Origin of the sequence: Streptomyces sp. URMC 129 (genome assembly GCF_051386415.1) — a bacterium.
Classification (GTDB): domain Bacteria; phylum Actinomycetota; class Actinomycetes; order Streptomycetales; family Streptomycetaceae; genus Streptomyces.
Window position 1 is genome coordinate 1 of record NZ_JBPQTQ010000037.1, and the last position, 24,861, is coordinate 24,861.

A 24,861-nucleotide genomic window follows, 5' to 3' on the forward strand; every position below is an offset into this window, starting at 1 on the left:
CCGCGACGGCTGGCCGGCGTGCGACCCCCACCCTCGCCACCCTCCGCGAAGCCGGCCGCTTCCCGCTGTCCGACTACACCTACTCGTAGCCGGCGCCCCTCGGACCGCGCCTCACCGTCCACGCCCGCACCGGCCCGGACGGTGGGGCCCGGCGTCACCGCCGCGTGTACGCGAGACCCTTCGCACCATCCGTCTCCTCCCGTGCCCGTTGTGGGCACGGCTTTGTCCGCCGCCGGAAACACGTATCCCGCTGGGCCGTTACGGGCATACTGTTCGTGCCGCCCGAGCTGACGGGATGTGGCCTGCCGATCAGACGGCACGTGGCAGGGCGCGCAATCGCACCACTCGATTGTCCGACGCTCCGTTCATCCCGGAGGGGATGCGTTCCCATGGTGCACTCAACGGCCGAGTTATCAGGCACCGCCATCACCCAGGCCATCGACCGGGCGCACACCTGCCTGCGACGGTCCTTCCGGTCCGTCGAGGACGCGGCCGGCTGGTACCACTACCTGGACGATCCGCACCCGGGGGTCACGGCGTCGGCCGTCGGGCTGTTCACCTTCAGCCTCACCGGAGCGACGTTCGAGCGCACCCCGGACGTGCTGCGGTACCTGCTGAGCCAGCAGAAGCGGTCGGCCGACCCCCGCGACGGGGGCTGGTCGGTGCGGACGACCAATGGCTTCCCCATCACGGAGGCCACCGCCTGGGTCGTGCGGGCGATGAGCCGTCCGCGGCTGGGCGCGCTCGGCAGCGACGGATGGGGCGCGGGGTCATGTGGCTCAAGGCCAACCAGAACGTGGACTTCGGGTGGGGGTCGCACGCCGGCCAGCCGTCGCGGGTCTTCCTCACGGCCATCAGCATGCTCGCCCTCCAGGAGTGCTACGGGGACAAGGAGGCGGTCACCAACGCCCAGCGGTGGCTGATCGACGCGCAGAGCCCGCAGCTGCCCGCCTGGGGGCCGCTCCCCGGGGCCGAGCCGACCGTGCTGCACACGAGTGCCGCGCTCATGGCGCTGTCGCGGATCCCCGGCGCGCTGAGCGTCAACACCATGAAGAACACCGCCGAATGGCTGCTGGAGAACATCGAGCCGGGCGTCCACGTCGAACGCAGCACGACGGTCGAGGAATACGACGTCCCGTACGACGACGGCCATTCCACGTTCGTCTTCCAGAATTCTCTGCCGCATTTCGCAGGGCCGATGGCCCTCACTGCCATCCTCTATTCGGGCGTGCGTGATCCGCTCGACAAGAAGATATTCGAGGCGATCGACGGAATCGTGGAGACGCAGCTCGACGGCGGGCACTGGGAGCTTCCGCGCAGCCCGACGCGACCCTCGGTGTGGGCCATCTGGCCGTTCGTCTCCGCCCTGTCCCTGGCCCGCAGAGCGATTCTCTCCTCGCCCCGTTCCAGAGCCACCCTGCTCTTTCCCGGATGCGCGATCATGCAGGACGCCGGGGCCGGGCGGAATGTCACCAGGAGCCTGCTGATCAGGAACGCCGTCACGGACTGGGCCAGGACCCGGTGGGTCGCCCTGGTGCTGTGGCTGATCTCGCTCGTCACCGCAGGCATTCCGGGCGCCTTCCTGATCACGGGCCATCTTTCCGTGATCGAATTCCTGATGGCACTGATCATTCCCGTACTGCTCATGCTCTTCCAGTACCTGTGGGACCGGAAATCTGCTACAACACCCGGAGGGGGGTCTCCATGACGGCGGACATCATGTCCAGGGATGTCCCGTGCGAATTGTGCGAGGAGGTGGATTCCCACGGATATGCGATCACGGGTTCCGGCAGTCCGGCGCCGGGCACGGCACCGGGCGAGGCCTTCTCCCGGCTCATCCTGCGCACCTCGGTCGCGGATGTGCTGGCCGGTCTGGGAGCGCTCACTCCCGGATATGCCCTCGTCATTCCGCACGAGCATGTCGCCAGCCTCGGCGAACTCGGTCCCCGCGACATGTCCCGCGTCTTCGATCTCGCCTGGCGCGTCGCCGAGCGCGTGCGACGGAGGCTGGGGCTCGCGTCCGTGCTCGTGGAGCACGGCTCGTCCGGAGTCGCGTCAGGGCGGCGCGGCTCCTGCATCGTCCACGCGCACGTCCATGTGTTTCCCCTCCCCCGCACGGCCGCTCAAGCCTCATTCACCCCGCCGGGCAGCAGGAGGATCACCTCGCTGACCTCCTTGAGGGAGCTCGCCCGGCGGCACCGGAACTACTACCTGAGCGCCACGGCGCCCCAGGAGGGATTCATCGTGGCTGACCCCCAACTGCCGTCACAGTACGCACGCCGTCAGTGGGCGGCCGAGCTGGGCGAACCGGACCTGTGGGACTGGGGAGCCTTCCCCTTCATCGAGAACGCCCGCGCCACGGCCGAGGTGCTGCGGGTCGACGACGAGGAGGAGGACGAGTGTCTCATCCGCGAGACGGTGCTCGCCTACAGCGGAGCCAGCGCGGTCTACGCGGCCCGCACCCGTGACTTCCCCCTGGTCTCGACCCTTCCCGTGGAGATCAAGGAGCTGTCCCGCGCCACCCGGGGAACGATCCTGGACGCCGGGGCCGGCGCGGGGCGCGACGCGGCCTCGTTCGCCGCCGGCGGCCGGGAGGTCATCGCGCTCGACGCCTGCCTGCCGCTGCTCCGGGCGGCGCCCCCGCGGGCCGGGGTACGCAGGGTCGCGGGCGATGTCCGGGACCTGCCGCTCGCCGACGCGTCCGTCGGCGCGATCTGGTGCTCGGCCGTGCTCCTGCACCTGCCGCCGCACCAGCTGATCCGCGCGCTGGGAGAGTTCGCCCGGGTCCTCACCGACGACGGGCTGGCCCAGGTCTCGGTCAAGGAGGGCAGCGGCCGGTCGGCCGAACCCTTCGCTGGCGGGCTGCCGTTCCGCCGCCACTTCTTCTACTACCAGCGCGACGAACTCCTCGACCACACCCGCCGGGCCGGGGTCGACGTCGTACGGACCTGGGCCGAGGACGCGCCCGATTCGGGGGACAGGCAGCAGCGCTGGCTCAAGCTCCTGCTACGGAAGCGGGTATGACACCACGCGCCCGCCTCCCCCGCCTTCCTCATCTCCACCTCCACCTGGAGCCGGAGCAGCGCAAGCGACGACTGCTCGGCGTGCCCGGGCGAGCGCCGCGGTCGAAGGAGGAGTTCTTCGCGGCACACCGGGTGGGCGGCGGCGACCGCCTCGCGGTGACGCCGGCCGATGTGCGGCGCTTCCTGCTCGACCTGCACGCCGAGCAGCGCGCCGAGGGCGCCGACTACGTCGAGGTCCGCGTCTCCCCGCGGCGCCTCCTGACGGACGGCGCGTCCTGGGCGGACGTCTGCCGCACCGTCCACGCGACGCTGGCCGGACTCGAACGGCCCGCGGTCCGGGCGATTCTGCTGATCAACCGGGACAGTCCCCAGGACTTCACCGAGGAGTTCGCCGACGCCGCCCGCGCGCTGCCGCCGGCATTCGTCGGCCTGGACCTGGCCGGTGACGAGCTGACCCATCCCGATGTCGCCCCCTTCAAGGCGCTGTTCGCCGCGGCCGGGGCGGCCGGGCTGCCCGCGTCCGTCCACGCCGGTGAGTTCGGCACGGCCGACGACGTCTGGCGCGCGCTGGACGATCTGGGCGCCCGCCGCATCGGGCACGGCCTGGCCGCCGTGACCAGCCGCGCCCTGACGGCCCGCCTGGCGGCGGAGGGCGTCCTGGTGGAGGTGTCGCTCACCTCCAACCTGGCCCTGGGCGCGGTGGACTCGCTCGCCGCCCACCCCGTGCGCGAGCTGGTGGAGCGCGGCGTGCCGGTGTCGTTCAACACCGATGTCCCCCTGCACACCGGCGGCACGCTCCCCGGCGAGCTGGCGCGGGCCGCGACCCTGCTGGGCGAGGACACGGTCCGGGCTCTCCAGTCCCGCGCCGCGGCCTTCCGCTTCGGCTGAGCGCCCGCCCGGGGGCCCGGGGCCTGTGCCGATCGTGGCACCATGGACAACACGGGTCCGGGGCGCGGTCGTTGCGTCGCGGGCCCGCGTCCGGCAGCCGGTTCCACGAAGGAGACGTGATGAGCGGTCCCAACAAGGGCCTCGCCAAGACCACCGTGTCGCTCAAGTGGGATGCCAGCCCGATCGGCGAGCCGGACCACGACCTGGACATCATCGCCGCGACCTACCTGGCGGACGCCCCGCACGGCGACCCCGCCTATCTGGTGTACTTCGACAGCCGCTCCCCGGACGGCACGATCACCCTCAGCCGGGACAGCCACACCGGCCAGGGCCTCGGCTTCGACGAGGTGATGGTCTTCGAGTTCCAGCGGCTGGACCCGCGCTACGCGCGCGTGGTCGTGGGCGTGGCCATCCAGCAGCGCGACGGGCACAAGACGTTCGGGCAGATCCCGCGCACGCTGGTGCGGATCGCGGAGGGCTACGACGAGCTGGGCCAGGACGACTTCGCGTCCGTGTCCTGGGCGACGGCGGCGACCGTCGCGGAGTTCACCCGCGACGAGACGGGCGCGTGGACGTTCCGGAAGTCGGTGCGCGGCTTCGACGACGCCGACCCCCGGACGTTCGCCGCGCTGATGGGACGCCCCGCCGCCTGACGTTTACGTGCCAGTAATCTGTCGGCATGGCTGAGGACCGCGCGTATGACATCGTCCTGTTCGGGGCCACCGGCTTCACCGGTGGGCTCACCGCCGAGTATCTGGCGCGGCACGCGCCGGCCGGGGCCCGCTGGGCGCTCGCCGGGCGGAACGCGGAGAAGCTGGCCGCCGTCCGGGCGCGGCTGGCCGCCGCCGATCCGGCGCTGGGCGAGCTGGACCTGCTGACGGCGGACGTCACCGATCCGGCGTCGCTGCGGGCGGTCGCGGAGTCCGCGCGGGTGGTGGTCACCACGGTCGGCCCGTACCTGGTCCACGGCGACCCGCTGGTGGCGGCGTGCGCGGCGGCCGGGACGGACTACGTGGACCTGACCGGGGAGCCGGAGTTCGTCGACCGGACCTATCTGCGCCACCACGCGACGGCGGTGGCCAGCGGCGCGCGGCTGGTGCACGCCTGCGGGTTCGACTCGATTCCCTACGACCTGGGCGTGCTGTACACGGTCAACCGGCTCCCGGCGGCGGTGCCGCTGACCGTGGAGGGCTTCGTCCGGGCGTCCGGCACGTTCTCCGCGGGCACCTACCACTCGGCGATCACCGCGTTCTCGCGGCTGCGGCAGAGCGCGCGGACCGCGCGGGAGCGCCGGGCGGCCGAGGTCAGGCCCGAGGGGCGTGTGGTGCGGGGGCTGCCCGGCAAGCCGCGCTTCGACCGGCGGGTCGGCGCCTGGGCGCTGCCGGCGCCGACGATCGACCCGCAGGTGGTGCTGCGCTCGGCCCGCGCGCTGGAGCGGTACGGCCCGGAGTTCTCCTACGGGCACAACATCGCGGTCCGCACGCTGCCGGTGGCGCTGGGTCTCGTGGGCGGGACGCTGGGGCTGGTGGGGCTGTCCCAGCTGCCGCCCGCCCGCGACTGGCTGCTGGGCCTGAAGGCGTCCGGCGAGGGCCCGACGGAGCGGCAGCGGGCGAAGGCGTGGTTCAAGGTGTTCCTGCTCGGCGAGGGCGGCGGCCGGCGCGTGATCACCGAGGTGTCGGGCGGTGACCCGGGGTACGGCGAGACCGCCAAGATGCTGGCGGAGTCGGCGCTGTGCCTGGCCTTCGACGACCTGCCCGCGACCGCCGGACAGGTCACCACGGCCGCCGCCATGGGCGACGCCCTGACGTGGCGGCTGATGGCGGCGGGCATCACGTTCCGCGTCCGCGAGAACGCCGCCGCCTGACCCGCACGCGACGGGGCCGGCCCCGGTGCGGGGCCGGCCCCAGGGCTCGCGGAACGAACCGTGGATCGGGGGGACTAGGCGGACTCGGAGGCGAGCAGTTCCTGCAGCTCACCGACCGCCGTGCGCAACTGCTCGGCGAAGGTGAACATCTGCTCGGCCACCGGCAGCGGCGTGCTGAGGTAGAGGTTGAACCGGTCGGGCAGCAGCACGTACGCGACGCCGATGCACTTGCTGCTGGTCGAACCGAAGCCGAAATACTGGATGTTGACGGACGGCGCCGAGCTGGTGCTCAGGTAGTCGTCGCGCATGACGGTCCAGCCGGGGGTGTCGTAGAGCGCGAGCGGCTCGGTGACGCCCAGTTCGGCGCCGCGCCGCTTCTGGATGAGCTGGAGCTCCCACAGGTGCTGCTCGGGCGCCTCGCCGGCCTGGCACTCCTTGGCGCGCGCCACGTGCTTCTCGGCGGCGGCGCGGAACGCGGCCCGCCGCGCGGCGGTGTCCGCCGCCGGGTCCTCCATGGCGGCCACGAAGTCCAGCACCTCGGGCGTGACGACGCGCATGGCCTCGGTGCGCCCGCGCCGCCAGTGGCGGGTGGCGATGGACTCGTAGGTGGCGCCGGTGATGCCCTTGGCCCGCTTGTGGGCCAACTGGTAGGCCATCTGCACGAAGGCGTCCGGCGATATCTTCAGCTGCTTGGCCCGCGCCTGTCCGAAGTCCTCGAACGACACGGTGGCGGTGGCGGTCGCGGCGCCGTAGGCGGCGAACGCGTCGGCGGCGCCCTGGATGTCCGCGCGCAGCGCGTCGTCCAGGACGAACTCGATGGGCTCGACGGCGGGCAGGCCCTGGGACCGGGCGCCGGAGGCCCGGGACTGCTCCTCGGCGGGCGTGCCCAGCAGGGCGTCCACGAAGCTGAGGATGGTGGTGCCGTCGAGGCCGCAGTGCTCGATGTTGATGCCGGCCCGGCCGTCCTCGAAGACGATCAGGGACACGGCCTTGTCGAACCACCGGTTGCCGCTGTCGCCGTGCAGCAGGTGGTCGCACGCCTCCAGGGTGTCCTGCGGCGCGAAGTCCTCCAGGCAGACGCAGAACAGCGCGGTCTCGACGTCGTCCAGCCGGGCCGCGTTGGCCGGGTCGGCGGCGAGCAGCGCCTGCCGGCTGGCCGCCCATTCGGCGCGGGCCTTGGTGGTCAGGTGCCCGACGGAGGTGTCGGTCGCGGCGCGCTCGGCACCGGACTTGACGACGGCGCGCAGGCCCGCGGTGAGGTCCTCCAGCGAGTGGGGGACGCCGTCCGGGCCGAGCACGTCCAGGCGGAACATGTTCCCCCGGAAGAAGACGACGATGTGGCGGGCCTGCGACGGGCCGGGCCACTCGTCGGTGTAGGGCACGCGGACGGTGTCCTGCTCGGCGCCGGGGATGCGGGTGGCCGAGAACAGGTACTTGTTCTGCTCCATGGACAGGGGCTGGCCGCGCTGCACGAGGGGCGGGACGCGCTCCTCGTCCAGCTGGAGCTTGAAGTGGACGGCCGCCGCCACGAGGCCGGCCGCCCGGTCGATCTGCCCCTGGTCGGAGTCCTTGAAGAGGAAGAAGAAGTTGGCGTTGAGCGCGATGCGGTCGCGGCGGCCGAGGTAGCGGGACGGCCAGAAGGTGTCCAGCCAGCTGTGCACGCCCTCGGTGGCGTCGTACCGCTCCAGCGCGGCCTGCAGGGTGCGCGCCGGGCTGTCGGGCCGGAGGAACGAGGCGACCGCGCTCTCGGTCTCCGCCAGCTCGTCCGGGGTCAGCAGCGGCGAGCACCATTCGATGAACCGCTCACAGCTTTCCTCCAGCGTCGGCAGGGGCACCCGCGGCAGACTGTCCTCATTGCCGAAGGTGCGGGCGGACGGCTCTTGACTACTGTTCAATTTCAGCCTCGTTGTGGGTGGTGTGAGGGACCTGGTCGATCGCTCGGCGGCGGCGAGGTCGAAGACCTCGTTACCGTTCGTGCCCCGTGGCCGGGAGATGTAGAGCTGAGCGTAGAGCCAGCCGTCGGTTTCCAGTTCCCGGGGATCGACTCCGACGGTCGACAGCGTGTCCAGGACGAGCGCCTGCTCGTCGGGGGAGGCGAACCTCCGCTGTTTGAATACGCGTTCGAGCCGTACGGTCTCGTATCCGGCCTCGGCCAGGGTCTCGCCGATCGGTTCGAATGGGAACATCCGCAGGACGAAGTGCGCCATCCAGGGCTTGCGCTCGCCCTGGGCGCTGACGATCCGGGAGATGGTCTTGTCGGTGACATAGCCGATGCAGCCGGTGGAGAGGATGAGATCGGCCTCGGCGAACTGTTCGCGCTGGCGGTCGGTCGGCTCGTCCGCTTCGAGGTCGGCGTGGACGGCGGCGTCGAGGAAACCGGCGGACAGCGCGTAGGACAGGGCGGGGAGCGAGGTGTCCAGGCCCGTGAACCGGGCGTACGCGGGGCGTTCGCGGGTCCTGATCAGCTCCAGGTCACGGCCGAGCAGCGCGCTGCGGGTGCGCTCGGCGGCCTCGGGGGTGCCGTAGCGCTCGTAGAGCTCGTCCATGGTGGCGTCGCATTTCAGCAGCGCCGCGTTGATGCCGTAGGAACAGCCGACGTCCAGGACGGCGGGGGTCGTCACTCCCGTGGATTCCCGGTAGCGTTCGATGAGATCCGAGAAATACGGCTTGGCGAGCTGGGGAATGCAATAGTCGAGCGTCTTCAGGGTCGAGAAGTAGGCGCGGGGGTCGGGCTGCGTGTAGATGTGGTCGAGCTGTATTTTTCCGGTCGCGTCGAAATCCACGGGTCGTGCTCCTCCTGGAACAGAGAGTGGGGGGTCGAGGGCGGCCTTTCAGGGGGTCGCCCGATCGGTTCTCTAATCCAGTAGCTGATCGACTCGTACGGCCTTTTTCTCGGCGGCGAGGTGTTCGGGGAGAACGCGGCCGAAAAGCTGTTTGGTGCGCGCGACGCTGCCGATGACGCCGGGGCGCTCGCTGTACGCGAAAATGGCGGTGTGCCGGGCCCGTTCGCCTTTCACCGTGCTGACGCGGTGGAGCGCGTAACGGCCCTTGAAGAGCTGGAGGTCCCCCGGGCGCAGCGTGAGGCGGCGGACGAGGTGGTCGCCGGCGCCGGTGAGGACGGCGCGGACGTCGTCGAAGTTCTCCGCGTGGGCGGACCGGATGTTCGGACAGTACTCGAAGACCCCGCCGTCCTCCGGTTCCTGGGTGAGCATGCTCACCGTGAACTCGTTGGTGTCGAAGTGCCACGGGTGTTCCATGCCGGGCCGGACGACGTTGAGGACCAGGCCGGACAGGGGGTCGGCCAGCTCGTGGAGGGCGGGCAGCTCGAAGCAGTCGGCGATGAAGCGCTTGAACAGGGCGCTGGTGTAGAGCTGGTGGATGATCGCGTCGGCCGGGACGCGGTCGCGGGCGACGAAGGCGTTGCCGCGCCGGGTGGTGAGGCGGCCGGGGTGGTCCTCGGGGAGCGGGGTGTCGATGTCGATGTTGTAGGCGTTGACCGTTTCGACATCGTCATGTGCGTCGGGGGCGATTTCCGCACATTCCCGCCGCAATGCCTCCTGGCGGGCGGGGCGAATGAAGTCGGGCAGAACGCTGCATCCGGAGCTTCGCAGTTCGTGCCGGGCGCGGGAAACCACGGACTTCCACTCGGCGCTTTCCGGCTCGGACAGGGGATATCGGTCGGTGTCGACCGCCAGTTCCGCCGTCCGGGCTTCCGCTGTGCTCATCAGGATCCTCTCCACGTGCCGGCTCACCGGACCGGGCCGGGGCGTCCCAGCCGACTCGGCGATCCCAGTCTTCCGCGCCGATGCGGGGCAAGCGGCGAAGCTGAAAGGGATTTAGCACATTTATGGCCCTCATCTCAGCGCCGTTAAGCCATTTGTGACACACGCCACTGAGGGGCACACGCGGATGCCGAGGACCCCGGCCGGGTCAGGGCGGGACCGGCCGGGGAGTCTTCTCGGTCAGGCCACGCGCTCGGGAACGCACACGTTGCTCAGCTCCCCGATGCCCTCGACGACGGTGCGGAGGGTCTGGCCGGGCTTCAGGTAGACCTTGGGGTCGCGGCCGTCGCCGACGCCGCCGGGGGTGCCGGTGCAGACGAGGTCGCCGGGGCGCAGGGTGATGATGTCGCTGACGTAGGAGAGGATGTCCGCGATCCCGAACAGCAGGTCGGAGGTGCGGGATCGCTGCATCACCTCGCCGTCGACCTCGCAGCGGATCTCCAGGTCCGGCTCTCCGGGGCCGAGTTCGTCGGGGGTGACCAGGACCGGGCCGACCGGGGTGGTGGCCTCGAAGGTCTTGCCGGAGAGGAACTCCCGGGTCCGGCGCTGGTAGTCGCGGACCGTCACGTCGTTGACGACGGTGTAGCCGGCGACGTGGTCGAGGGCCTCCTCCTTGGGCACGTGGCGGGCCGGGCGGCCGACGACGAAGCCCAGCTCGGCCTCCCAGTCCACGCGGTCGCTGACCACGGGCAGGGCGATCGGGTCGGTCGCGCCGATCAGCGAGCCGTCGTACTTGGCGAACAGCGTCGGGTACCGCGGGGTGTCGCGGCCCATCTCCTTGATGTGGGACGCGTAGTTGAGCCCGAGGCAGATGATCTTGTTCGGGTGCGGGACCAGGGTCGCGTGCACGGCCTCGCCCACCGGGACGGGCCGCGCGCCCTGCGCCGGCGCCACCGTCCGCCATCCCTCCCCCACGGCCAGCAGGGCGCCCAGGTCGCGGTACGGCAGCGGCACGTACTCCTCCCCCTCCAGACGCGCCGCACAGGTACCGCCCGGGACGCGCAGCGTCGCAAGTCGCATGGAACACGCACCTCTTCTCTCATGGCCGCCCGCTCATTGACTGCTGTCGCGGCCGATCGTACCCTTGTGTCGTTATACAGGATAGACGTCCTGCTTATCGAGACACAACCGAGCCGCCAAGGAGAGCCACATGGCGATCACCGGACTGGGCCACACCGGCCTGTGGGTGTACGACCTGCCGACGATGAGGGACTTCTACGAGCGCCTCCTCGGCCTGACGGTCACCGACGAGGACGAGGAGCTGGGCATCGTCTTCTTCAGCGCCCGCCCGGAGGAGGAGCACCACGAGTTCGTGCTCCAGAAGGGCCGCACGGCCGCGATCGGTGACAAGCAGCAGCACCAGATCTCCTGGCGGGTGGCCTCGCTGGACGACCTCCGCGCCTTCCACCGGACGTTCGAGGAGGAGGGCGTGAAGGTCCAGCAGGAGGTCACCCACGGCAACGCCTTCGGCATCTACTTCTTCGACCCCGAGGGCAACCGCAACGAGGTCTATCTGCGCGTCGAGCGGGACGTGCGCCAGCCCTTCCGCAAGTCCCTCGACTTCGGCAAGTCCCCCGAGGAGATCTACGCCGAGGCCGAGCGCCTGCTCACCGACGGCGGCTCCGCCTACCAGCCCGTTCAGTAGTCCCGGCACGGGCCGGGAGCGACGCCCGCACCCCTGGTATCTTTCTCGCATGTCAGGAGCGACAGCCCGGTATTCGGGAACGAACCAGGGGTATCGCGGGCGCAACTCCACCGCCGACCGCGCCCTGGACATCCTCCTGCTCTTCGCCGACGACCGGCCGGTGCTCACCGCCACCGAGGTCGCCGCGCACCTCGGCGTCGCCCGCTCCACGACCTACCGCTATCTCCAGAGCCTCACCGTGGGCGGCTTCCTGACGGAGAACGAGGACGGCGCGCCCGGCTTCCGGCTCGGCCCGCGCGTTCTCGACCTCGCCCGCCTCGCCCGCAAGGGCGTCGGCCTCTCCGCACCCGCCCGGCCCGTCATGCGCGACCTCGTGCGGCGCACCGGGCATCCCGTGCTGCTCACCCGCCGCGCCGGGCCCGACATCGTGTGCCTGGAGCGCGAGGAGGCCGGCCACACCCTGCGCCTGAGCTACGAGCGCGGCCAGGTGCTGCCCGTCAACGCCGGTGCCGCCGCCCTCGTCCTGCTGGCCTGGGCCCCCGCCGGTGAACTGGACGCGTTGCTCGCCGGGCCGCTCCCCCGCTTCACCGGCGCCACCCTCACCGACCCCGGCGAGCTGCGGGAGCGGCTGGCCGGCATCCGCGAGCAGGGCCACGCGGTCGGCCGCGGCGAGCTGGACCCCGACGTCATCGGCGTCGCGGCGCCGGTGCGCGGCGAGGAGGGCCGCGTCGTCGCCGCGCTCAGCGTCGCCGCCCTCGCCCACCGGGTCCCCGACGAGGAGCTGCCCGGCTTCGTGACCGCGGTGCGCGAGGCGGCGGCCGAGCTGTCGGAGCGGCTGCGCGACGCCGCCCGCGCGGCCGGCTGAGCCCGTCCCCGGCCGCACGGGAGCACCGTCAGTCCCGGGTCAGCCGGGCCCGCAGGGCGGCGCCCACCGTCGCGAGTTCGTCCGGGCCCATGACGGCGGCGATGTAGCGGTCGGGCTTGACGAGGACGAACCGGTTCCTGGCGGCGCCCAGTGCCTCCTCCAGCCTGCCGTCCGCGTCGGCCACGGCGTGCCGGCCGGCGGCGGGGCGGGGCAGCCGGTCCCCGAGGCACACGTCGACCTTGCGGATCGGCCAGGTCGCGTCGCGCCAGGGGTCCGCGCCGAGCCGCCGCCACGCCGCGTCCGGGACGTCGACGCCGAGCAGCACCAGCCCGTGGCCGAGCACGTCGTCCAGCCGCCGGGGCCGCAGGCTGGGCGGCACCAGGACGCGCGGCTGCGGGAGCTGCGTGCCCGTCAGGGGGTGGTCGCCGAAGACCAGTCCGGCCGTGTGCCGGGCGTGCGGCCGGAACCGCATCTCCGTGAGGTAGCGGCGGCCCGGCGGGGTCAGGAGCAGGGCGCGGGCGGCCAGGTCACGGGCCAGGGCCCGGTGCCGCCTAGTCGTCATCACGATGTCCCCGAGCCGCTCGGAGAAGCGGACCATGGCGGTGGCGTGCGGACGGCGCTCGGCCTCGTAGGTGTCCAGGAGCCGGTCCCCGGCGCGGCCGTGCCACACCTCGTCGATCTTCCAGGCGAGGTTCGCGGCGTCCCGGACACCGGAGTTGAGTCCCTGCCCGGCGAACGGCGGCATCATGTGGGCGGCGTCGCCCAGCAGCAGGCAGCGCCCGTCGCGCCAGCGGTCCGCGATCACCGCGTTGAACGTGTAGGTGGTGCAGCGCTCGATCTGCTCCTCGGTGAGGGACCGGTAGGGCGCCACCAGGCGGCGGACGGTCTCGAAGCCGGGCCGGACGCCCTTCTCGCCCTCGCCGGGGTGCAGCAGGAACTCGTACCGGCAGCGGCCACCCCGGCCCGGCACGATGACCGTGGGCCGGTCGGGGGTGCCGCGGTGCATGCCGTAGCGCTCGTCGTGGTGGTCGCCGGTGGTGTCCGCGACCAGCCACACCACCTGGTGGCTGGTACCGGTCATGTCTATGCCGCGCAGCTCGCGGACGGTGGAGCGGCCCCCGTCGCAGGCCAGCACCCACGAGACGCGCAGCTCCTCGACCGTGTCGCCGCCGGTGGGGCGCAGCCCGGCGGTCGCGCCGTCGCCGTCCTCGGCGACCGAGACCAGCTCGGTGGAGAAGCGGACATCGGCCCCGGGCCGTGACTTCAGCGAGTCCAGCAGGACCCGCTCCAGCTCCGGCTGGGCGAACTGGTTCTTGAACGGGTAGCCCAGCCGGTACGGTTCGGGGCCCTGGGCGTGGAAGAGGACCCGGCCGCGCCGGTCGTAGTAGCGGGTGCCGGTGCCGGGGACGACGATCTCCAGCACCTTGTCCGCGAGGTCGGCGGCCTGGAGGGTGCGCAGCGACTCGTCGTCCAGGCTGATGGCCTTGGCCTCGTCGCTGGTGGCGGCATTGCGCTCCACGAGGACGACCCGCACGCCCCGCGCGGCCAGCAGGTTGGCGACGGTCAGCCCGACCGGGCCGCCGCCCACCACGAGCACCGGCTCGGCGGCCCCGGTTCTGCCGGTCATGGGTTCACCACCGCCATCCAGATGGGCTCGGTGCGGCTCTGCATCGCGGCCACGGCCCGGTCGGCGGCGGCCAGCGGGAAGCGGTGGGTGATCAGCTCGTCCACGGCGAGCGCGCCGCGCTCCAGCAGGCTCAGGACCTCCAGCGCGTCGGTGCGGGTGCAGCAGCGGGTGCCCACCACCCGCCAGCAGTTGACCATCAGGGCGATCAGCGGGAACGGCAGCGGCGCCCGGTTGCCGCCCATGTGGACCAGCGTGCCGCCGGTGGCGAGCGCGGCCATCGCCTGGTAGGTGGCGGGCCCGTCCGGCACGAAGTCCAGGACGGCGTCCGCCCCTTCGGGAACGAACCGGCGCAGCGCCCGCGTCAGGCCCTGGTCCTGTTCCCAGCCGGTGGGCAGCTCCTCCAGGGCGACGGTCTCGGTGGGCACGTCCCCGGCCAGGTGCCGCACGGCGGCCAGGCGTTCGGCGCTGCGTCCGACGAGAATCAGCCGGGCGACGCCGTAGTGGGCGGCCAGCTTGGCGGTGGCGGTGCCCATGGTGCCGGTGGCGGCGGTGACGATCAGGGTCGAACCCAGCGGCAGCTCCGCGCACTTCAGCGCCCGGACCGCGTTCGCCAGGTCGTGGACCTTGGCGCCCACGTCGAAGCCGACGTTCGCCGGGAGCGGGTCGATCAGCCAGTGCGGGACGCGCACGTACTCGGCCAGCCCGCCGTCGTGGTAGGCGTCGTAGAGCGGCATCGCCACGTCGCTGAACGCGGCGTGGCCCATCATCGCCTGCTGCGCGCACATCATCTCGCGGTCGGTGCGGCAGTAACGGCAGGACCGGCAGGTGAGGTTGGGGTGCACCCGTACCCGGTCGCCGACGGCGAGGCCGGTCACGCCCGAGCCGACCGCGGTGACGGTGCCGGCGGCCTCGTGGCCGAGCGTGGTGGGCAGGTGCTTGAAGGCGCCCTGGGCGAGGAGCCGCATCATGCCGGGCGCGAGTCCGGCGGACGCGACCTTGACCAGCACGTCCAGGGGTCCCGGCTCGGGCACCGGAATTTTCGTCAAGTGCAGCTCGGCGGAGCCGTGTTCGGCTCGGGCGGCCAGCATGGCGGTCATAGGGCGTCGCCTTCTCGTGTCGGAACGCTTCGAAAGGTGGTGGTACGGCTCGGGGTCAGCCGCGCAGGGCGGCGAGCAGCCGCGGCGTGCACGGCTCGGCGGTGCGGGAGGTCTGCGCGACCTGCGGCAGCTCGCGGTCGGACAGCAGCACGATGTGCTCGCTCTCCTCCGCGCAGACGCTGGTGTGGGCCAGGCCGAGCGGGACGCGGACGAAGTCGCCGGGCTCCAGCCGGACGGCGCCGCGCTGCGAGACGAGGGTGCGGCTGCCGCTGACCTGGTACTGGATCTCGTCCGCGTCCAGGGTGCGGCGGTAGACGCGGCCGTCGGACGCGGCCAGCCGCACGGTGCCCAGCCGCAGCGCGCCGGAGCGGTACAGCCAGGTGGTGCCGGGCGCGCTCCCGCCGCGCAGCACCCGCAGCCGCTCCTTCCCGGCGTGCGCCCGCTCCAGCAGGCGGCGCTCGTCGACCGGGAAGACGGTGATGTCGTGGCCGGGGGTGCCCATGCACTGGGTCACCGCCTCGTTGACCGGGCCGGGCTCCCAGCCGGGGAAGGGCGGGAGGACGGGCTCGGACAGCCGCTCCGGCTCGCGCTCCTCGGCCACCGGGGCGGGGGTGTAGAAGAGGAGGTGGCTCTCCCGCCGCCCGTAGTTGTCGTGCGCGACGCCGCGCGGCAGGCGGGAGAACTCGCCGGGCCGGTGCTCCACGACGCCGAGTTCGGTCATCAGGGTGCGCTCGCCGGCGACCTGGTAGGAGATCTCGTCCACGTCGCTGTTGCGGTGGTAGAACGGCTGCCGGTTGTCCATGGTCTGCCACTCGACGCGGACCCGGTCGTTCTCGTACACACCGCGCGGCGGGGCGAACGGCCGGGCCTCGAACCGCTGGGAGAAGTGCACGACGGTGAGCGGCTCGTGGTCGCGCCAGAGCCTGACGGGGAACGGGCTGGGGTGCGGCGCGGCGAGCAGCAGGTCCTCGTCCCGTTCGACGGTGTGCAGGGGCTGGTCGGCGCCCATCACCGCGATGACTTCGGAGACGGTGCCCATGGGAACTCCCTTCAGGCGGCGGCGGGCAGGTGGCGGTCGAGGAACGCCCACGTGCGCTGCCAGGCCGTCCTCGCCTGCTCCTCGCGGTACATGTGGGGGCGGGCGTCGCAGGCGAACGCGTGCCCGGCCCCGGCGTACACGTGCTGCTCGAAGTCGGCACCGGCACCGGTCAGCGCGGCGTCGATCGCCTCGACCTGCTCGCCGGGGATGGTCGGGTCGTCGGCGCCGACGTGCAGCAGGACGGGCGCGTCGAGGGACTTGGCCCGGTCCAGCACGGCGTGCGGTCCGGCCGCGATGCCGGGGCCGTAGAAGACCACGGTGGCGGCGAGGCCGGGGAGGGCGGTGGCGGCGGTGAACGCGGCCCGGCCGCCGAAGCAGAAGCCGGTGATCGCGGTGCGCCCCGCCCCGATGCCCTCGGCGGCGGCCAGGTGGTCGAGGACGGCGCGGACGTCGGTGACGATGGCGTCGGGCCCGATGGCGCCGATCAGCGGCATGGCCTCGGCGTGCTGCTCGTAGCCGAGGGTCCCGACGCCGTTGCGGTGGAACAGGTCGGGCGCCAGGGCCAGGTAGCCGCGGCCGGCGAAGCGGCGGGCGATGTCCTGGATGTGGTCGTTGACCCCGAACGCCTCCTGGAGGACGATCACGGCCCGGTCCGCGGTGCCCCGGGGCCGGGCGGCGTAGACGCGCATCGGCCCGTCGGCGGTGGGGACAGTGACCCAGTCGGCCGAAGGGGCGGCAGTCTGCTGGTCGTTCATCTCGGTGTCTTCCTCGTCTTCCTCATCGGTCCTCATCGGTCCTCATCGCTGGTGCGGGGTGCGGGCGGCGGCGCGCCGGACCAGGTAGTGCCAGCCCGCCTCGAGCTGGCTCTCGGGCCAGCACTCGGCACGCTTGGCGCGGGCCTCGGCGGCGCCGGACCACACCCGTGCCGGCCCGGCGGCCAGGGTGGTGAGCTGGGTGCGGCAGGCCCGGTCCAGCAGCACGGCGTGCATGACGGCGGCGGGGACGCTCGCCCCGGCGGCGACCAGGCCGTGCTTGGGCATCAGGGCGGCCGGGGCGTCGCCGAGCGCGCCGGCCAGGGCGCGGCCGAGGGCGGGGGTGCTGACCAGGGCGCCGGTGTCGCGGAAGCGCGGCACGTCCTCGCCGCCGAAGAGCGCGCCCTCGTGGGAGAGCGGCAGCAGGGTGGTGTCGAGGGCGGCGAACGCCACGGCGGCCTGGGCGTGGGTGTGCGCGGAGCACACCAGCCCGGGCCGGGCGCGCAGGATCTCCAGGTGGATGTGGCACTCCTTGTGGGGCGTGCCCTCCCCGGCCAGGACGGTGGCGTCGAAGGAGACGAGCTGGAGCCGGTCCTCGGTGACCTCCTCCAGTCCCCAGCCGGGCGCCTTGATCCAGATGCCGCGCCCCTCGGGGTCGCGGACCGCGACGTGCCCCCACACCATGTCCCCCTGGCCGGCGGCGGCCAGGGCGTGGGACGCGCTGACGGCCAGCGACCTGGCCTCCGCCGCGTTCACGGCCGCGGGAGGGCGTCGTAGTAGCGGGCCGCGCCGGGATGCAGCGGGACGGGGGCGCGGCCCATCGTCACCGGGTCCAGCGGGTAGGTGACCGGGCTGCGCCCGGCCGGGATGTGCCGGTACTGGCGCTCCAGCACGTCCCGGGTCTCGCCCAGCACCCAGGCGATCGCGTAGGCCACGTCGTCGGCCAGGTCGGCACGGGTGAGGACCAGGAAGTCGGAGAAGTCCAGCGTGCGGAACGCGGGGGCGCCGGGGAAGTGTCCCTCGGCCACGTCGGCGGCCGGCCAGGAGAAGTCCCGCCACAGGCCGTCCAGCACCTCCGGCTCGACGGGCAGGAAGTGCAGGTCGCCGCCGAACTCCTGCCAGGCGGGCAGCATGTACGCCTCGTGGACCACGGCGTCCGCGCGGCCCGCCCGCATGTGGTCGAAGGTCTCGAAGGGCCGCTCGTCCTCCAGCAGTTCGCCGCCCCAGCCGAGGACGTCGACGCCGGAGCGGGTGAGGATCTCGTGGGCGGCGAGCCCCACGTAGTTCTCCCCGTCGTGGACCGAGGTGGCCAGCCGCAGGGCGGGCTTGGCGTCCCGCAGCTCCGCGAAGGTGGTGATGCCGAACGTCTTGCGCACCCCCACCACGAGGCGGTCGCGCTGCGGCACGACGCCCAGCGCGCGCAGCTCGGGGAAGCTCTCGCCCGCGAAGACGCCCCGCCCGTCGAGGGCGGCGGTGGTGAACGCGGCGGGGGTGGTCATGGCGACGTGCACCTCGCCCCGGCCCACGGCGCGGACGGCGTCCGAGAACCCCCGGCTGTTCCAGATGGCGACCCGGGTGTGCGGGCCGCAGCGGTCGGTCAGCTCCTGGGAGATCCAGCCGCAGACGCGATGCAGGTTGGCCGAGCCCCAGTCGCCCCGCAGATGCAGGGTGAGCGACCGCTCGATCCTCGGCTCCGGCGGACGGTGCGTCATCGCGCCTCCTCGTGACGTCCTGCTGATGTCTTGCCATGCCCCGACCGGCGCCCTTGTCCTGAAATAAAGGACGCATGTCTTGTTATATGAAACAGCCTAGGTGTCGAGCGCCGCCCGCGCAAGCGCCGGCGGCCCGCGCCTAGGCCAGGTGGCCCGCCTCGCGGTAGTACGCCTCGGCGCCCGGGTGGAGCGGGACCGGGACGTCGGCCGCCGCGCGGCGCATGTCCAGGGGGCTGGTCATCGCCGGGGTGGGGCCGGTGAAGCGGCCGGAGATCGTCTCCCGCTGCTCCTCGATGGCGCGCACGGTGAGGTACGCCAGCTCGTCCGGCATGGACTCCGCGCAGTACAGGACCCACCCGGAGAAGTCGATCGTCGGCACGTCGGCGTCGATGCCGCGCAGCCGCCCCCGCTCCAGGACGCCCGGCGGCATGCCCAGGGCCGCGCAGTGCGCGAGCACGTCGGGATCCAGCGGCAGGAAGCGCATGGCGTACTCGGTGGTGATCCGCCGCCAGCGCATCGTCATGACCGCCTCGTCGAACACGGCGTCGAACGTCGGGTCGACCGGCACTCCGCCCGGCGCGTTCTGGTTGCGGGGCCGGTCCCTCAGCACCGCGCCGCCCCAGCCCTCGACGTCCTCGGGCAGGAAGCCGTACCGGGCGAGGATCTCGTCCAGCACCCAGGTGACCGGATGGCCCTGCTCGCGCGGCGGCACGGACAGCCGCAGCGGCAGCTTCCGTTCCGCGATGTCGCGCAGGCTCTCGACGCCGGTCTCCCGGCGCACGGCGAACGCGAGCCGGTCGTCGTGGGGGAACACGGCCAGGGCCCGCAGCGGCAGCGGCTCGGCGTAGGGGCCCCTGCCCTCGCGGGCCATGGTCAGGTTCCACGCCGGGGTGGTGATCGCCATGTCGTACCAGCCGTCCGCGACCAGGCGCGGGCCGTCCATGCCGAGCGCGGCGGGCGGGCAGCCGGTGACGGCCGCCACCGTGGAGCCCTCCGGCAGGCGGCTGTAGTAGCCGTTGAGCCCGTTGGCGATCAGGCTGCCGATCGCCATCCAGTTCTGGCCGGGGCAGAGGATGCGCACATCGATCGGGTCGGTGAGCATGCGTCTCTCGTCTCTCGTCTCTGGTGCGTGGGGGCGCGGGCTCAGTCCCGGCCGGGGATGAGGGACAGGGACTCGGCCGGCAGCTCCAGCCACGCCCGGTCGCCGGTGGCGGCGGCCAGATGGGCCTCCTGCCGGGTGACCCACACGTCGTCCCCGACCCGGACGTGGCAGTCGACGCGCTCGCCGACGAACATGACCTGCTCGACCTCGCCGGTGATGACGTTGGCCGCCGGGCCCGGCTCGGACAGGTGGAGCCGGACGGCCTCGGGCCGCACGGCCAGCAGCACCTCGTCGCCCGGGTTCGCGCCGTGCCCGCCGGGCCCGACCAGCTCGCCGACAGCCGTCCCGATGCGGGTGCCGTCGCCCCCGGCGCGGGCGACCGTGCCCGCCAGGAAGTTGGTGGTGCCGACGAAGTCGGCCACGAAGCGGGTGGCCGGCCGCTGGTAGATGTCGCGCGGGGCGCCCTCCTGGACGATCCGCCCGGCGGACATCACGGCGATGCGGCTGGACATGCTCAGCGCCTCGTCCTGGTCGTGGGTGACGTAGAGGGTGGTGATGCCGAGCTGCCGCTGCAGCGCGGACAGCTCCGCGCGCATCGCCTGCCGCAGCTTGGCGTCCAGGTTGGACAGCGGCTCGTCCAGCAGCAGCAGCTTGGGGCGGCGCACCAGGGCGCGGGCCAGTGCCAGCCGCTGCTGCTGGCCGCCGGAGAGCTGGGTGGCCATCCGCCCGGCGAACCTGTCGAGCTGCACCGCGGCCAGCGCGCTGCCGACCCGCTCGGCCATCTCCCGCTTGGACGTCTTGGTCCTGGCCACCTGGAGCGGGAACGCGGCGTTGTCGAAGACGGTCATGTGCGGCCAGATGCCGTAGCTCTGGAAGACCATGCCGATGCCGCGCTTGTTGGGCGGGACGAACGTGCCTGCGGCGGGGTCCGCGACGACGGCGCCGTCGATGACGACGCGCCCGCCGTCCGGCCGTTCCAGCCCGGCGACCGAGCGCAGGGTCGAGGTCTTGCCGCAGCCGGAGGGCCCGAGCAGCGTGTAGAGCTCGCCCTCCTTCAGCTCGAAGCTGACGTCGTCCACGGCCATGACCGTGGTGTCCCGGTCGGCGAAACCCTTGCGCAGTCCCTCGACGGCGAGGGGGCGGCTAGCGGTGCCGGTCATGAGTGGTCCTCCTTTTCGAGGGGGGCGGCTGGCTGGGACGGAAGAGACGTGGCCCCGGCACCCGACCGCCCGCGCGTGAGGACGAGGAACAGCACGACGACCGGGGTCATGAAGAGGATCATCAGCAGCGTGACCGCCGAGGAGGCGCCGACCTGGCCGGTGTTGTAGAGCATCCAGGAGGCCACGGAGAGGGTGAGGGTGTCCTGCGAGCCGAGCAGGGTCGGCACCGTCAGGTCGCGCAGGGTCAGCAGCGCCAGCCACAGCCAGGTGTAGGTGGCCACCGGCCGCAGCAGCGGCAGGGTGACGCGGCGCACGGTGGCCCAGGTGGAGGCGCCGGACATGGCCGCCGCCTCCTCCAGCTCGGTGTGGATCTGCACCAGGCCGGCGTTGAACATGCGGGTGCCGAAGGCGACCTGGATCAGGGCCATGACGATGACGAGGATCGCCAGCGTGCCGTAGAGGCCGTACCAGCCGTCCGTCCAGTACAGCGCGGCGATCATGGCGCTGAAGGCGAAGATGGTGTGCGGCACGGCCTGCGGCAGGAACGCGGTGAAGTCGTACAGGTAGCGGAAGCGCAGGCGCGAGCGGACCACGATCCAGGAGAAGGCCAGGCTCAGCAGCACGGCCAGGGTGGGCGCGAGCAGCATCAGCTTGCCGGTGGTCTCCAGGCCCCGCAGGACGTAGTCCCAGTCGAGGTTCCGGTAGTTGTCCAGGGAGACGTGCTCCAGCGCCTCGGCGGACGGCTTCTGCACGTAGGGCAGCAGCGAGGTCCACACCACCATCAGGAACGGCAGGACCGCGGACCACAGGAAGTAGCCGCCGACGAACAGCCGGGCCGCCCAGCGCCAGCGGCCCAGCGGCAGGCGCGCCGGCCGGTAGCCCTTGCCGGTGACCACCTGGTACTTGCGGGCCGACTTCAGCGTGCGCAGGTACCAGAGGCTGAAGCCGATGGCGAGCAGGATCATCACGCCGCTGAACGCCGCCGGGACGCCGTACTCGGTGACGCCGACCGACGGGTTGGTCGCCACGTACAGGTAGCTGCTGAAGACGTGGATGCCGTTGGACAGGCCCATGATCAGCGGGATGTCCAGCGAGGAGATGGCGATGGTGGCCGTGAAGATGCCGGCGCCGAGCATGCTGGGGTAGATCAGCGGCAGTGTCACCCGGCGCAGCACCTGCCAGGGGCCGGCGCCCGAGGCGCGGGCGGCCTCCTCCAGCGAGCCGTCGACCGTGCGCAGGCTGCTGGAGACCATGACGAAGACCAGGGCGGACAGGCCGAGGCCCTCGACGAAGCCCATGCCGACGAGCGAGGTGATGTTGACCGGCCCCTCGGACAGGCCGAACCACTCCATCAGCCACTGGTTGACGGCCCCGACGCGCGGGTGGAACAGGAAGATCCAGCCCATCGCGGTGAAGAAGCCGGGGATGAGGATGCGCAGCACCATCGCGGTGTTGATGGTGCGCTCCCAGCCGAAGTCGGTGCGCTCCACCAGCAGCGCGAGCGCGGTGCCGAGGAGAAGCGCGACGACCTGGGTGACGGCGACGTAGAGCAGGGTGTTGAGCACCACCTGCCACACCTCGGAGTCGCCGAAGAGGGAGGTGTAGTTGTCGAGGGTGAGGGCGCCGTCGGGCGATCCGTTCTCCCGGAAGCCCAGGTAGGTCACGAGGATCAGCAGGGCGACGACGCACAGGGCGGGCACGGCGATGAGGGCCGCGAGGACGCCGGTGGCGGTGGGCCGCCGGCGGCGGCGCGGGCCGCGGCGGGGCGCGGGCGGGGCGGCCCGGCCGGCCGGGGGCGGTACCGCCCCCGTGCCGGCCCGGTTCTCCCGGGTGTTCTGGAGGTCCTGGATGCTGGTCATTTGGTCGTCAGCAGCCCGATCAGCTCGTCCTTGAACTCGGTGTTGTACAGCTCGGGGTGGGAGGCGGTGAACTCGTAGTCGACCTCGGTGAACGTCACGCCGTCCGCCTCGTACGCGGCGATCTCCTCGGCGGTCCTGCTGCCCTCGACCCGGCGGTTGTCGGCGAACTCGTGCTCGTAGAGCATCTCCTGCGCCTCCGGGGTGACCAGCCAGGTGGCGAACAGCGTCGCGGCGCTGGGGTGCTGGGCGTTCGCGGGGATGCCCATGTACCAGCTCGACACGCTGGCGGCGTCCTGGAGCACGGCCGTCTCCAGCGGGGCGCCCTCGGCGGCGACGACCTCCGCGAGGTTCTTGCCACAGGAGATCCACAGGGCGGCGAACTCGCCGGACGCGACGCGGTTCAGCTCCCCGCAGCCGAAGTAGCCCTCGGGCTCGAACGCGCGGACGTAGTCCCGCACGCCGTCCACGCCCATCGCCTCCTCGGCGCCGAGCACGTTGAACTGCGCGGCGTACGGGGTGCTGGCGATGGCCTCGTCCATCTCCAGCACGTCCGCGGCGGTGCGCGGCACGTCCTCCTCGCTGAGCAGGGTGGTGTTGTAGGTGAAGCCGGGGATCTGGTCCAGCAGGCTGAGCGCCATGTTGTCGTCGCTGGCCAGGCCCTCGGTCCAGGGCGCGACCGCCGCCCAGTCGGTCTCGGCGAGGGCGCCCGCCTGGGCCGCGTTGCGGATCAGCTCGGGGTTGCCGAGGAGCGCGTCGGTGGAGGACGGGGAGCCCGCGTTGTGCTCCTGGATGAGCTTGGCGGTGTTGCCCGGCATGTTCTGGTCGGGTGTGAGGGTGACGTCCAGGTCCAGGCCGTAGGCCGCCTGGAACGCGTCGACCAGGGAGTCCAGCGCGCCCTGGCCGTGCAGGCCCCAGTTGAGGTTGAGGGCGCCCTCCTCCTCGGCGGCGGCGACCAGGTCGGCCAGCGCGGGGTTGTCCGCGAGGCGCTGCTGCGCGGCGTCGGCGGCCGAGGGGCCGTCGTCCGCGCCGGAGGAGTCGCCGGAGTCGGAACCGCAGCCGGCGGTCAGGGCGATCGCCACGGTGGCGGCGGTCGCGGCGGTGGCGTATCTCCAGTGGTGGTGCGAACGGCGTCTCATGGTTCTCTCTCTTCTGTCGCGGCTCACATCGGGCATGACATATGCGATTTCATTCGAATTGGCGTTCGACAACAGGGGGTGCCGGAGCCGGGCCGGGGCCCGGGGACGGCGCCCGCACGGTGGCGGGACCGGGGAAACCGGGGAAGGGGAATGAAGGGGGGAGAAGGAAGGTCAGGGGTCAGGCGTCAGGGGGTCATGGGGTGACGACCCCCATCCACATGGGCTCGTGGCGGCCGAGCATCAGGGCGACGGCCTCGTTCACCTCGTGGAGCCCGAAGCGGTGGGTGATCAGCTCGTCGGCGCGCAGGGCGCCGGAGCCCAGGAGGTCGAGGACGGCGGCGGTGTCGACCCGGGTGCAGGCACGGGTGCCGATGAAGCGCCAGCAGGCGTGCATGATGTCGCGCGGCGGGAACGGGAACGGCGCGCGGTTGCCGCCCATGTGCACCAGCGTCCCGCCGGTCGCCAGCGCGGCGGCGGTCTGCCCGGTGCCCGCGCCGTCCGGCAGGAAGTCGACCGCCGCGTCCGCGCCCCGGGGCACCAGCTCGTGCAGCCGCCGGGTCAGCGCCCCGGTGGTCTCCCAGTCCTCGCCCAGGTCGGCGAGGGCGACGGTGTCGGCGGGCAGGTCACCGGCGAGGGCCCGGACATCGGCCAGCCGTTCCGCCGAGCGGCCCACCAGGATCAGCCGGGCGGCGCCGAAGAGGCGGGCCAGCTTGATGGTGGCGGCGCCCATGGTGCCGGTGGCGGCGGTGACGACGAGGGTGCCGCCGAGCGGCAGCGCGGCGCACTTCAGCGCGCGGACCGCGTTGGCCAGGTCGTGCACCTTGGCGCCGACCTCGAAGCCGACGGCGTCGGGCAGCGGGTCGACCAGCCAGTCCGGCACCCGGACGTACTCGGCGAGCCCGCCGTCGTGGTATTCGGCGTACAGCCGCAGCGGGCCGGTACCGAAGGCGGCGTGCCCGATCATCGCGGTCTCGGCGCACATCTGCTCGCGGTCGGTGCGGCAGTAGACGCACGACCGGCACGACAGCATCGGGTGCACCCGGACCCGGCGGCCGACCAGTGAGCCGTCGGCCGCGGCGCCCGCCTCCACGACGGTGCCGGCGATCTCGTGGCCCGGCGTGGTCGGCAGGTGCGTGAACGCGCCGCGTGCCAGCAGCTTCATCATGCTCGGCGCCAGGCCGGCGGCGGCGACCTTGACGAGCACGTCCCCGGGACCCGGCGCGGGCACCGGGATCTTCTCCAGCCGCAGCTCCCTCTCGCCCCGGTGGGCGCGGACGGCGGTCATGAGGGTCATGGCGCGGCTCCTTCCC

21 protein-coding genes are annotated in these 24,861 nt (G+C 72.5%); 7 read left to right on the forward strand and 14 right to left on the reverse strand.

Annotation, left to right across the window (positions count from 1 at the left end; translation table 11 throughout):
- The first annotated feature begins 772 nt into the window (after positions 1–772).
- The 5 genes from ACSNOC_RS10450 to ACSNOC_RS10470 all read left to right on the forward strand — a co-directional run bounded on the left by ACSNOC_RS10450 (position 773) and on the right by ACSNOC_RS10470 (position 5,775).
- The gene (locus ACSNOC_RS10450) at positions 773–1,708 is read left to right on the forward strand and encodes a prenyltransferase/squalene oxidase repeat-containing protein (RefSeq protein WP_436747043.1); all 936 of its coding nucleotides are present in this window, start codon (positions 773–775) and stop codon (positions 1,706–1,708) included.
- Complete coding sequence (locus ACSNOC_RS10455) at positions 1,705–3,024, forward strand: methyltransferase domain-containing protein (RefSeq protein ID WP_436747044.1); 1,320 nt, start codon at positions 1,705–1,707, stop codon at positions 3,022–3,024. Before ACSNOC_RS10450 ends, ACSNOC_RS10455 begins: the two co-directional genes overlap by 4 nt.
- A complete protein-coding gene (locus ACSNOC_RS10460; RefSeq protein WP_436747045.1) occupies positions 3,021–3,911 on the forward strand; it encodes a hypothetical protein in 891 nt (296 codons plus the stop codon). The genes ACSNOC_RS10455 and ACSNOC_RS10460 overlap by 4 nt, the downstream gene beginning before the upstream one ends.
- Positions 3,912–4,030: 119 nt before the next feature.
- Positions 4,031–4,564, forward strand: coding sequence for a TerD family protein (locus tag ACSNOC_RS10465; RefSeq protein WP_436747046.1), 534 nt, complete (start codon positions 4,031–4,033; stop codon positions 4,562–4,564).
- A gap of 26 nt (positions 4,565–4,590) precedes the next feature.
- Entirely contained in the window at positions 4,591–5,775 is a 1,185-nt protein-coding gene (locus ACSNOC_RS10470) for a saccharopine dehydrogenase family protein (protein WP_436747047.1), read from the forward strand.
- Positions 5,776–5,849: 74 nt separating this feature from the next.
- Here ACSNOC_RS10470 and ACSNOC_RS10475 read toward each other — a convergent pair whose 3' ends face one another.
- The 3 genes from ACSNOC_RS10475 to ACSNOC_RS10485 form a co-directional block, all read right to left on the reverse strand.
- Positions 5,850–8,558: a choline/carnitine O-acyltransferase gene (locus tag ACSNOC_RS10475; protein ID WP_436747048.1), complete on the reverse strand. Its 2,709-nt coding sequence runs from the start codon at positions 8,556–8,558 to the stop codon at positions 5,850–5,852.
- Between the two features lie 72 nt (positions 8,559–8,630).
- Positions 8,631–9,500, reverse strand: coding sequence for a HalD/BesD family halogenase (locus ACSNOC_RS10480; protein ID WP_436747049.1), 870 nt, complete (start codon positions 9,498–9,500; stop codon positions 8,631–8,633).
- A gap of 237 nt (positions 9,501–9,737) precedes the next feature.
- Positions 9,738–10,577 carry a fumarylacetoacetate hydrolase family protein gene (locus ACSNOC_RS10485; protein ID WP_436747050.1) on the reverse strand — a complete coding sequence of 280 codons (840 nt, stop codon included), beginning with the start codon at positions 10,575–10,577 and terminating at the stop codon, positions 9,738–9,740.
- Between the two features lie 130 nt (positions 10,578–10,707).
- Between ACSNOC_RS10485 and ACSNOC_RS10490 the strand changes: the two genes are divergently transcribed.
- Both ACSNOC_RS10490 and ACSNOC_RS10495 read left to right on the forward strand, forming a co-directional pair.
- Complete coding sequence (locus ACSNOC_RS10490; RefSeq protein ID WP_436747051.1) at positions 10,708–11,202, forward strand: VOC family protein; 495 nt, start codon at positions 10,708–10,710, stop codon at positions 11,200–11,202.
- A 49-nt stretch (positions 11,203–11,251) separates the two neighbouring features.
- Complete coding sequence (locus ACSNOC_RS10495) at positions 11,252–12,067, forward strand: IclR family transcriptional regulator (protein ID WP_436747052.1); 816 nt, start codon at positions 11,252–11,254, stop codon at positions 12,065–12,067.
- Positions 12,068–12,095: 28 nt separating this feature from the next.
- On the opposite strand, the gene ACSNOC_RS10500 is transcribed toward ACSNOC_RS10495, so the two are convergent.
- From ACSNOC_RS10500 to ACSNOC_RS10550, 11 genes are all read right to left on the reverse strand, one after another.
- Positions 12,096–13,694, reverse strand: a complete 1,599-nt coding sequence (locus tag ACSNOC_RS10500) for a bifunctional 3-(3-hydroxy-phenyl)propionate/3-hydroxycinnamic acid hydroxylase (protein WP_436747053.1) — start codon at positions 13,692–13,694, stop codon at positions 12,096–12,098.
- The gene (locus ACSNOC_RS10505; protein ID WP_436747054.1) at positions 13,691–14,791 is read right to left on the reverse strand and encodes an alcohol dehydrogenase catalytic domain-containing protein; all 1,101 of its coding nucleotides are present in this window, start codon (positions 14,789–14,791) and stop codon (positions 13,691–13,693) included. The genes ACSNOC_RS10500 and ACSNOC_RS10505 overlap by 4 nt, the downstream gene beginning before the upstream one ends.
- Positions 14,792–14,846: 55 nt before the next feature.
- Positions 14,847–15,830 (reverse strand): hypothetical protein, encoded by a 984-nt coding sequence (locus tag ACSNOC_RS10510; protein WP_436747055.1) that lies wholly within the window; start codon positions 15,828–15,830, stop codon positions 14,847–14,849.
- 11 nt (positions 15,831–15,841) lie between these two features.
- Positions 15,842–16,621, reverse strand: a complete 780-nt coding sequence (locus tag ACSNOC_RS10515) for a dienelactone hydrolase family protein (protein WP_436747056.1) — start codon at positions 16,619–16,621, stop codon at positions 15,842–15,844.
- 6 nt (positions 16,622–16,627) lie between these two features.
- Positions 16,628–17,338: a class II aldolase/adducin family protein gene (locus tag ACSNOC_RS10520; RefSeq protein WP_436747057.1), complete on the reverse strand. Its 711-nt coding sequence runs from the start codon at positions 17,336–17,338 to the stop codon at positions 16,628–16,630.
- On the reverse strand, positions 17,335–18,294 hold the full coding sequence (locus ACSNOC_RS10525; protein WP_436747058.1) for a TAXI family TRAP transporter solute-binding subunit: 960 nt from the start codon (positions 18,292–18,294) through the stop codon (positions 17,335–17,337). Before ACSNOC_RS10525 ends, ACSNOC_RS10520 begins: the two co-directional genes overlap by 4 nt.
- Before the next feature lie 139 nt (positions 18,295–18,433).
- Positions 18,434–19,396, reverse strand: a complete 963-nt coding sequence (locus ACSNOC_RS10530; protein ID WP_436747059.1) for a TAXI family TRAP transporter solute-binding subunit — start codon at positions 19,394–19,396, stop codon at positions 18,434–18,436.
- 41 nt (positions 19,397–19,437) lie between these two features.
- Positions 19,438–20,556 (reverse strand): ABC transporter ATP-binding protein, encoded by a 1,119-nt coding sequence (locus ACSNOC_RS10535; RefSeq protein ID WP_436747060.1) that lies wholly within the window; start codon positions 20,554–20,556, stop codon positions 19,438–19,440.
- Positions 20,553–22,415, reverse strand: a complete 1,863-nt coding sequence (locus ACSNOC_RS10540) for an ABC transporter permease (RefSeq protein ID WP_436747061.1) — start codon at positions 22,413–22,415, stop codon at positions 20,553–20,555. Before ACSNOC_RS10540 ends, ACSNOC_RS10535 begins: the two co-directional genes overlap by 4 nt.
- Positions 22,412–23,551 carry an ABC transporter substrate-binding protein gene (locus ACSNOC_RS10545; protein ID WP_436747062.1) on the reverse strand — a complete coding sequence of 380 codons (1,140 nt, stop codon included), beginning with the start codon at positions 23,549–23,551 and terminating at the stop codon, positions 22,412–22,414. Before ACSNOC_RS10545 ends, ACSNOC_RS10540 begins: the two co-directional genes overlap by 4 nt.
- 193 nt (positions 23,552–23,744) lie before the next feature.
- On the reverse strand, positions 23,745–24,845 hold the full coding sequence (locus tag ACSNOC_RS10550; RefSeq protein ID WP_436747063.1) for an alcohol dehydrogenase catalytic domain-containing protein: 1,101 nt from the start codon (positions 24,843–24,845) through the stop codon (positions 23,745–23,747).
- Positions 24,846–24,861 lie beyond the last annotated feature (16 nt).

Bases quoted from the DNA above. Each gene is read 5' to 3' on its own strand.
- ACSNOC_RS10450 (WP_436747043.1), top strand. From the start codon at position 773: ATGTGGCTCAAGGCCAACCAGAACGTGGACTTCGGGTGGGGGTCGCAC.
- ACSNOC_RS10455 (WP_436747044.1), top strand. From the start codon at position 1,705: ATGACGGCGGACATCATGTCCAGGGATGTCCCGTGCGAATTGTGCGAG.
- ACSNOC_RS10460 (WP_436747045.1), top strand. From the start codon at position 3,021: ATGACACCACGCGCCCGCCTCCCCCGCCTTCCTCATCTCCACCTCCAC.
- ACSNOC_RS10465 (WP_436747046.1), top strand. From the start codon at position 4,031: ATGAGCGGTCCCAACAAGGGCCTCGCCAAGACCACCGTGTCGCTCAAG.
- ACSNOC_RS10470 (WP_436747047.1), top strand. From the start codon at position 4,591: ATGGCTGAGGACCGCGCGTATGACATCGTCCTGTTCGGGGCCACCGGC.
- ACSNOC_RS10480 (WP_436747049.1), bottom strand. From the start codon at position 9,500: ATGAGCACAGCGGAAGCCCGGACGGCGGAACTGGCGGTCGACACCGAC.
- ACSNOC_RS10485 (WP_436747050.1), bottom strand. From the start codon at position 10,577: ATGCGACTTGCGACGCTGCGCGTCCCGGGCGGTACCTGTGCGGCGCGT.
- ACSNOC_RS10490 (WP_436747051.1), top strand. From the start codon at position 10,708: ATGGCGATCACCGGACTGGGCCACACCGGCCTGTGGGTGTACGACCTG.
- ACSNOC_RS10495 (WP_436747052.1), top strand. From the start codon at position 11,252: ATGTCAGGAGCGACAGCCCGGTATTCGGGAACGAACCAGGGGTATCGC.
- ACSNOC_RS10500 (WP_436747053.1), bottom strand. From the start codon at position 13,694: ATGACCGGCAGAACCGGGGCCGCCGAGCCGGTGCTCGTGGTGGGCGGC.
- ACSNOC_RS10505 (WP_436747054.1), bottom strand. From the start codon at position 14,791: ATGACCGCCATGCTGGCCGCCCGAGCCGAACACGGCTCCGCCGAGCTG.
- ACSNOC_RS10510 (WP_436747055.1), bottom strand. From the start codon at position 15,830: ATGGGCACCGTCTCCGAAGTCATCGCGGTGATGGGCGCCGACCAGCCC.
- ACSNOC_RS10515 (WP_436747056.1), bottom strand. From the start codon at position 16,621: ATGAGGACCGATGAGGAAGACGAGGAAGACACCGAGATGAACGACCAG.
- ACSNOC_RS10525 (WP_436747058.1), bottom strand. From the start codon at position 18,294: ATGACGCACCGTCCGCCGGAGCCGAGGATCGAGCGGTCGCTCACCCTG.
- ACSNOC_RS10530 (WP_436747059.1), bottom strand. From the start codon at position 19,396: ATGCTCACCGACCCGATCGATGTGCGCATCCTCTGCCCCGGCCAGAAC.
- ACSNOC_RS10535 (WP_436747060.1), bottom strand. From the start codon at position 20,556: ATGACCGGCACCGCTAGCCGCCCCCTCGCCGTCGAGGGACTGCGCAAG.
- ACSNOC_RS10540 (WP_436747061.1), bottom strand. From the start codon at position 22,415: ATGACCAGCATCCAGGACCTCCAGAACACCCGGGAGAACCGGGCCGGC.
- ACSNOC_RS10545 (WP_436747062.1), bottom strand. From the start codon at position 23,551: ATGAGACGCCGTTCGCACCACCACTGGAGATACGCCACCGCCGCGACC.
- ACSNOC_RS10550 (WP_436747063.1), bottom strand. From the start codon at position 24,845: ATGACCCTCATGACCGCCGTCCGCGCCCACCGGGGCGAGAGGGAGCTG.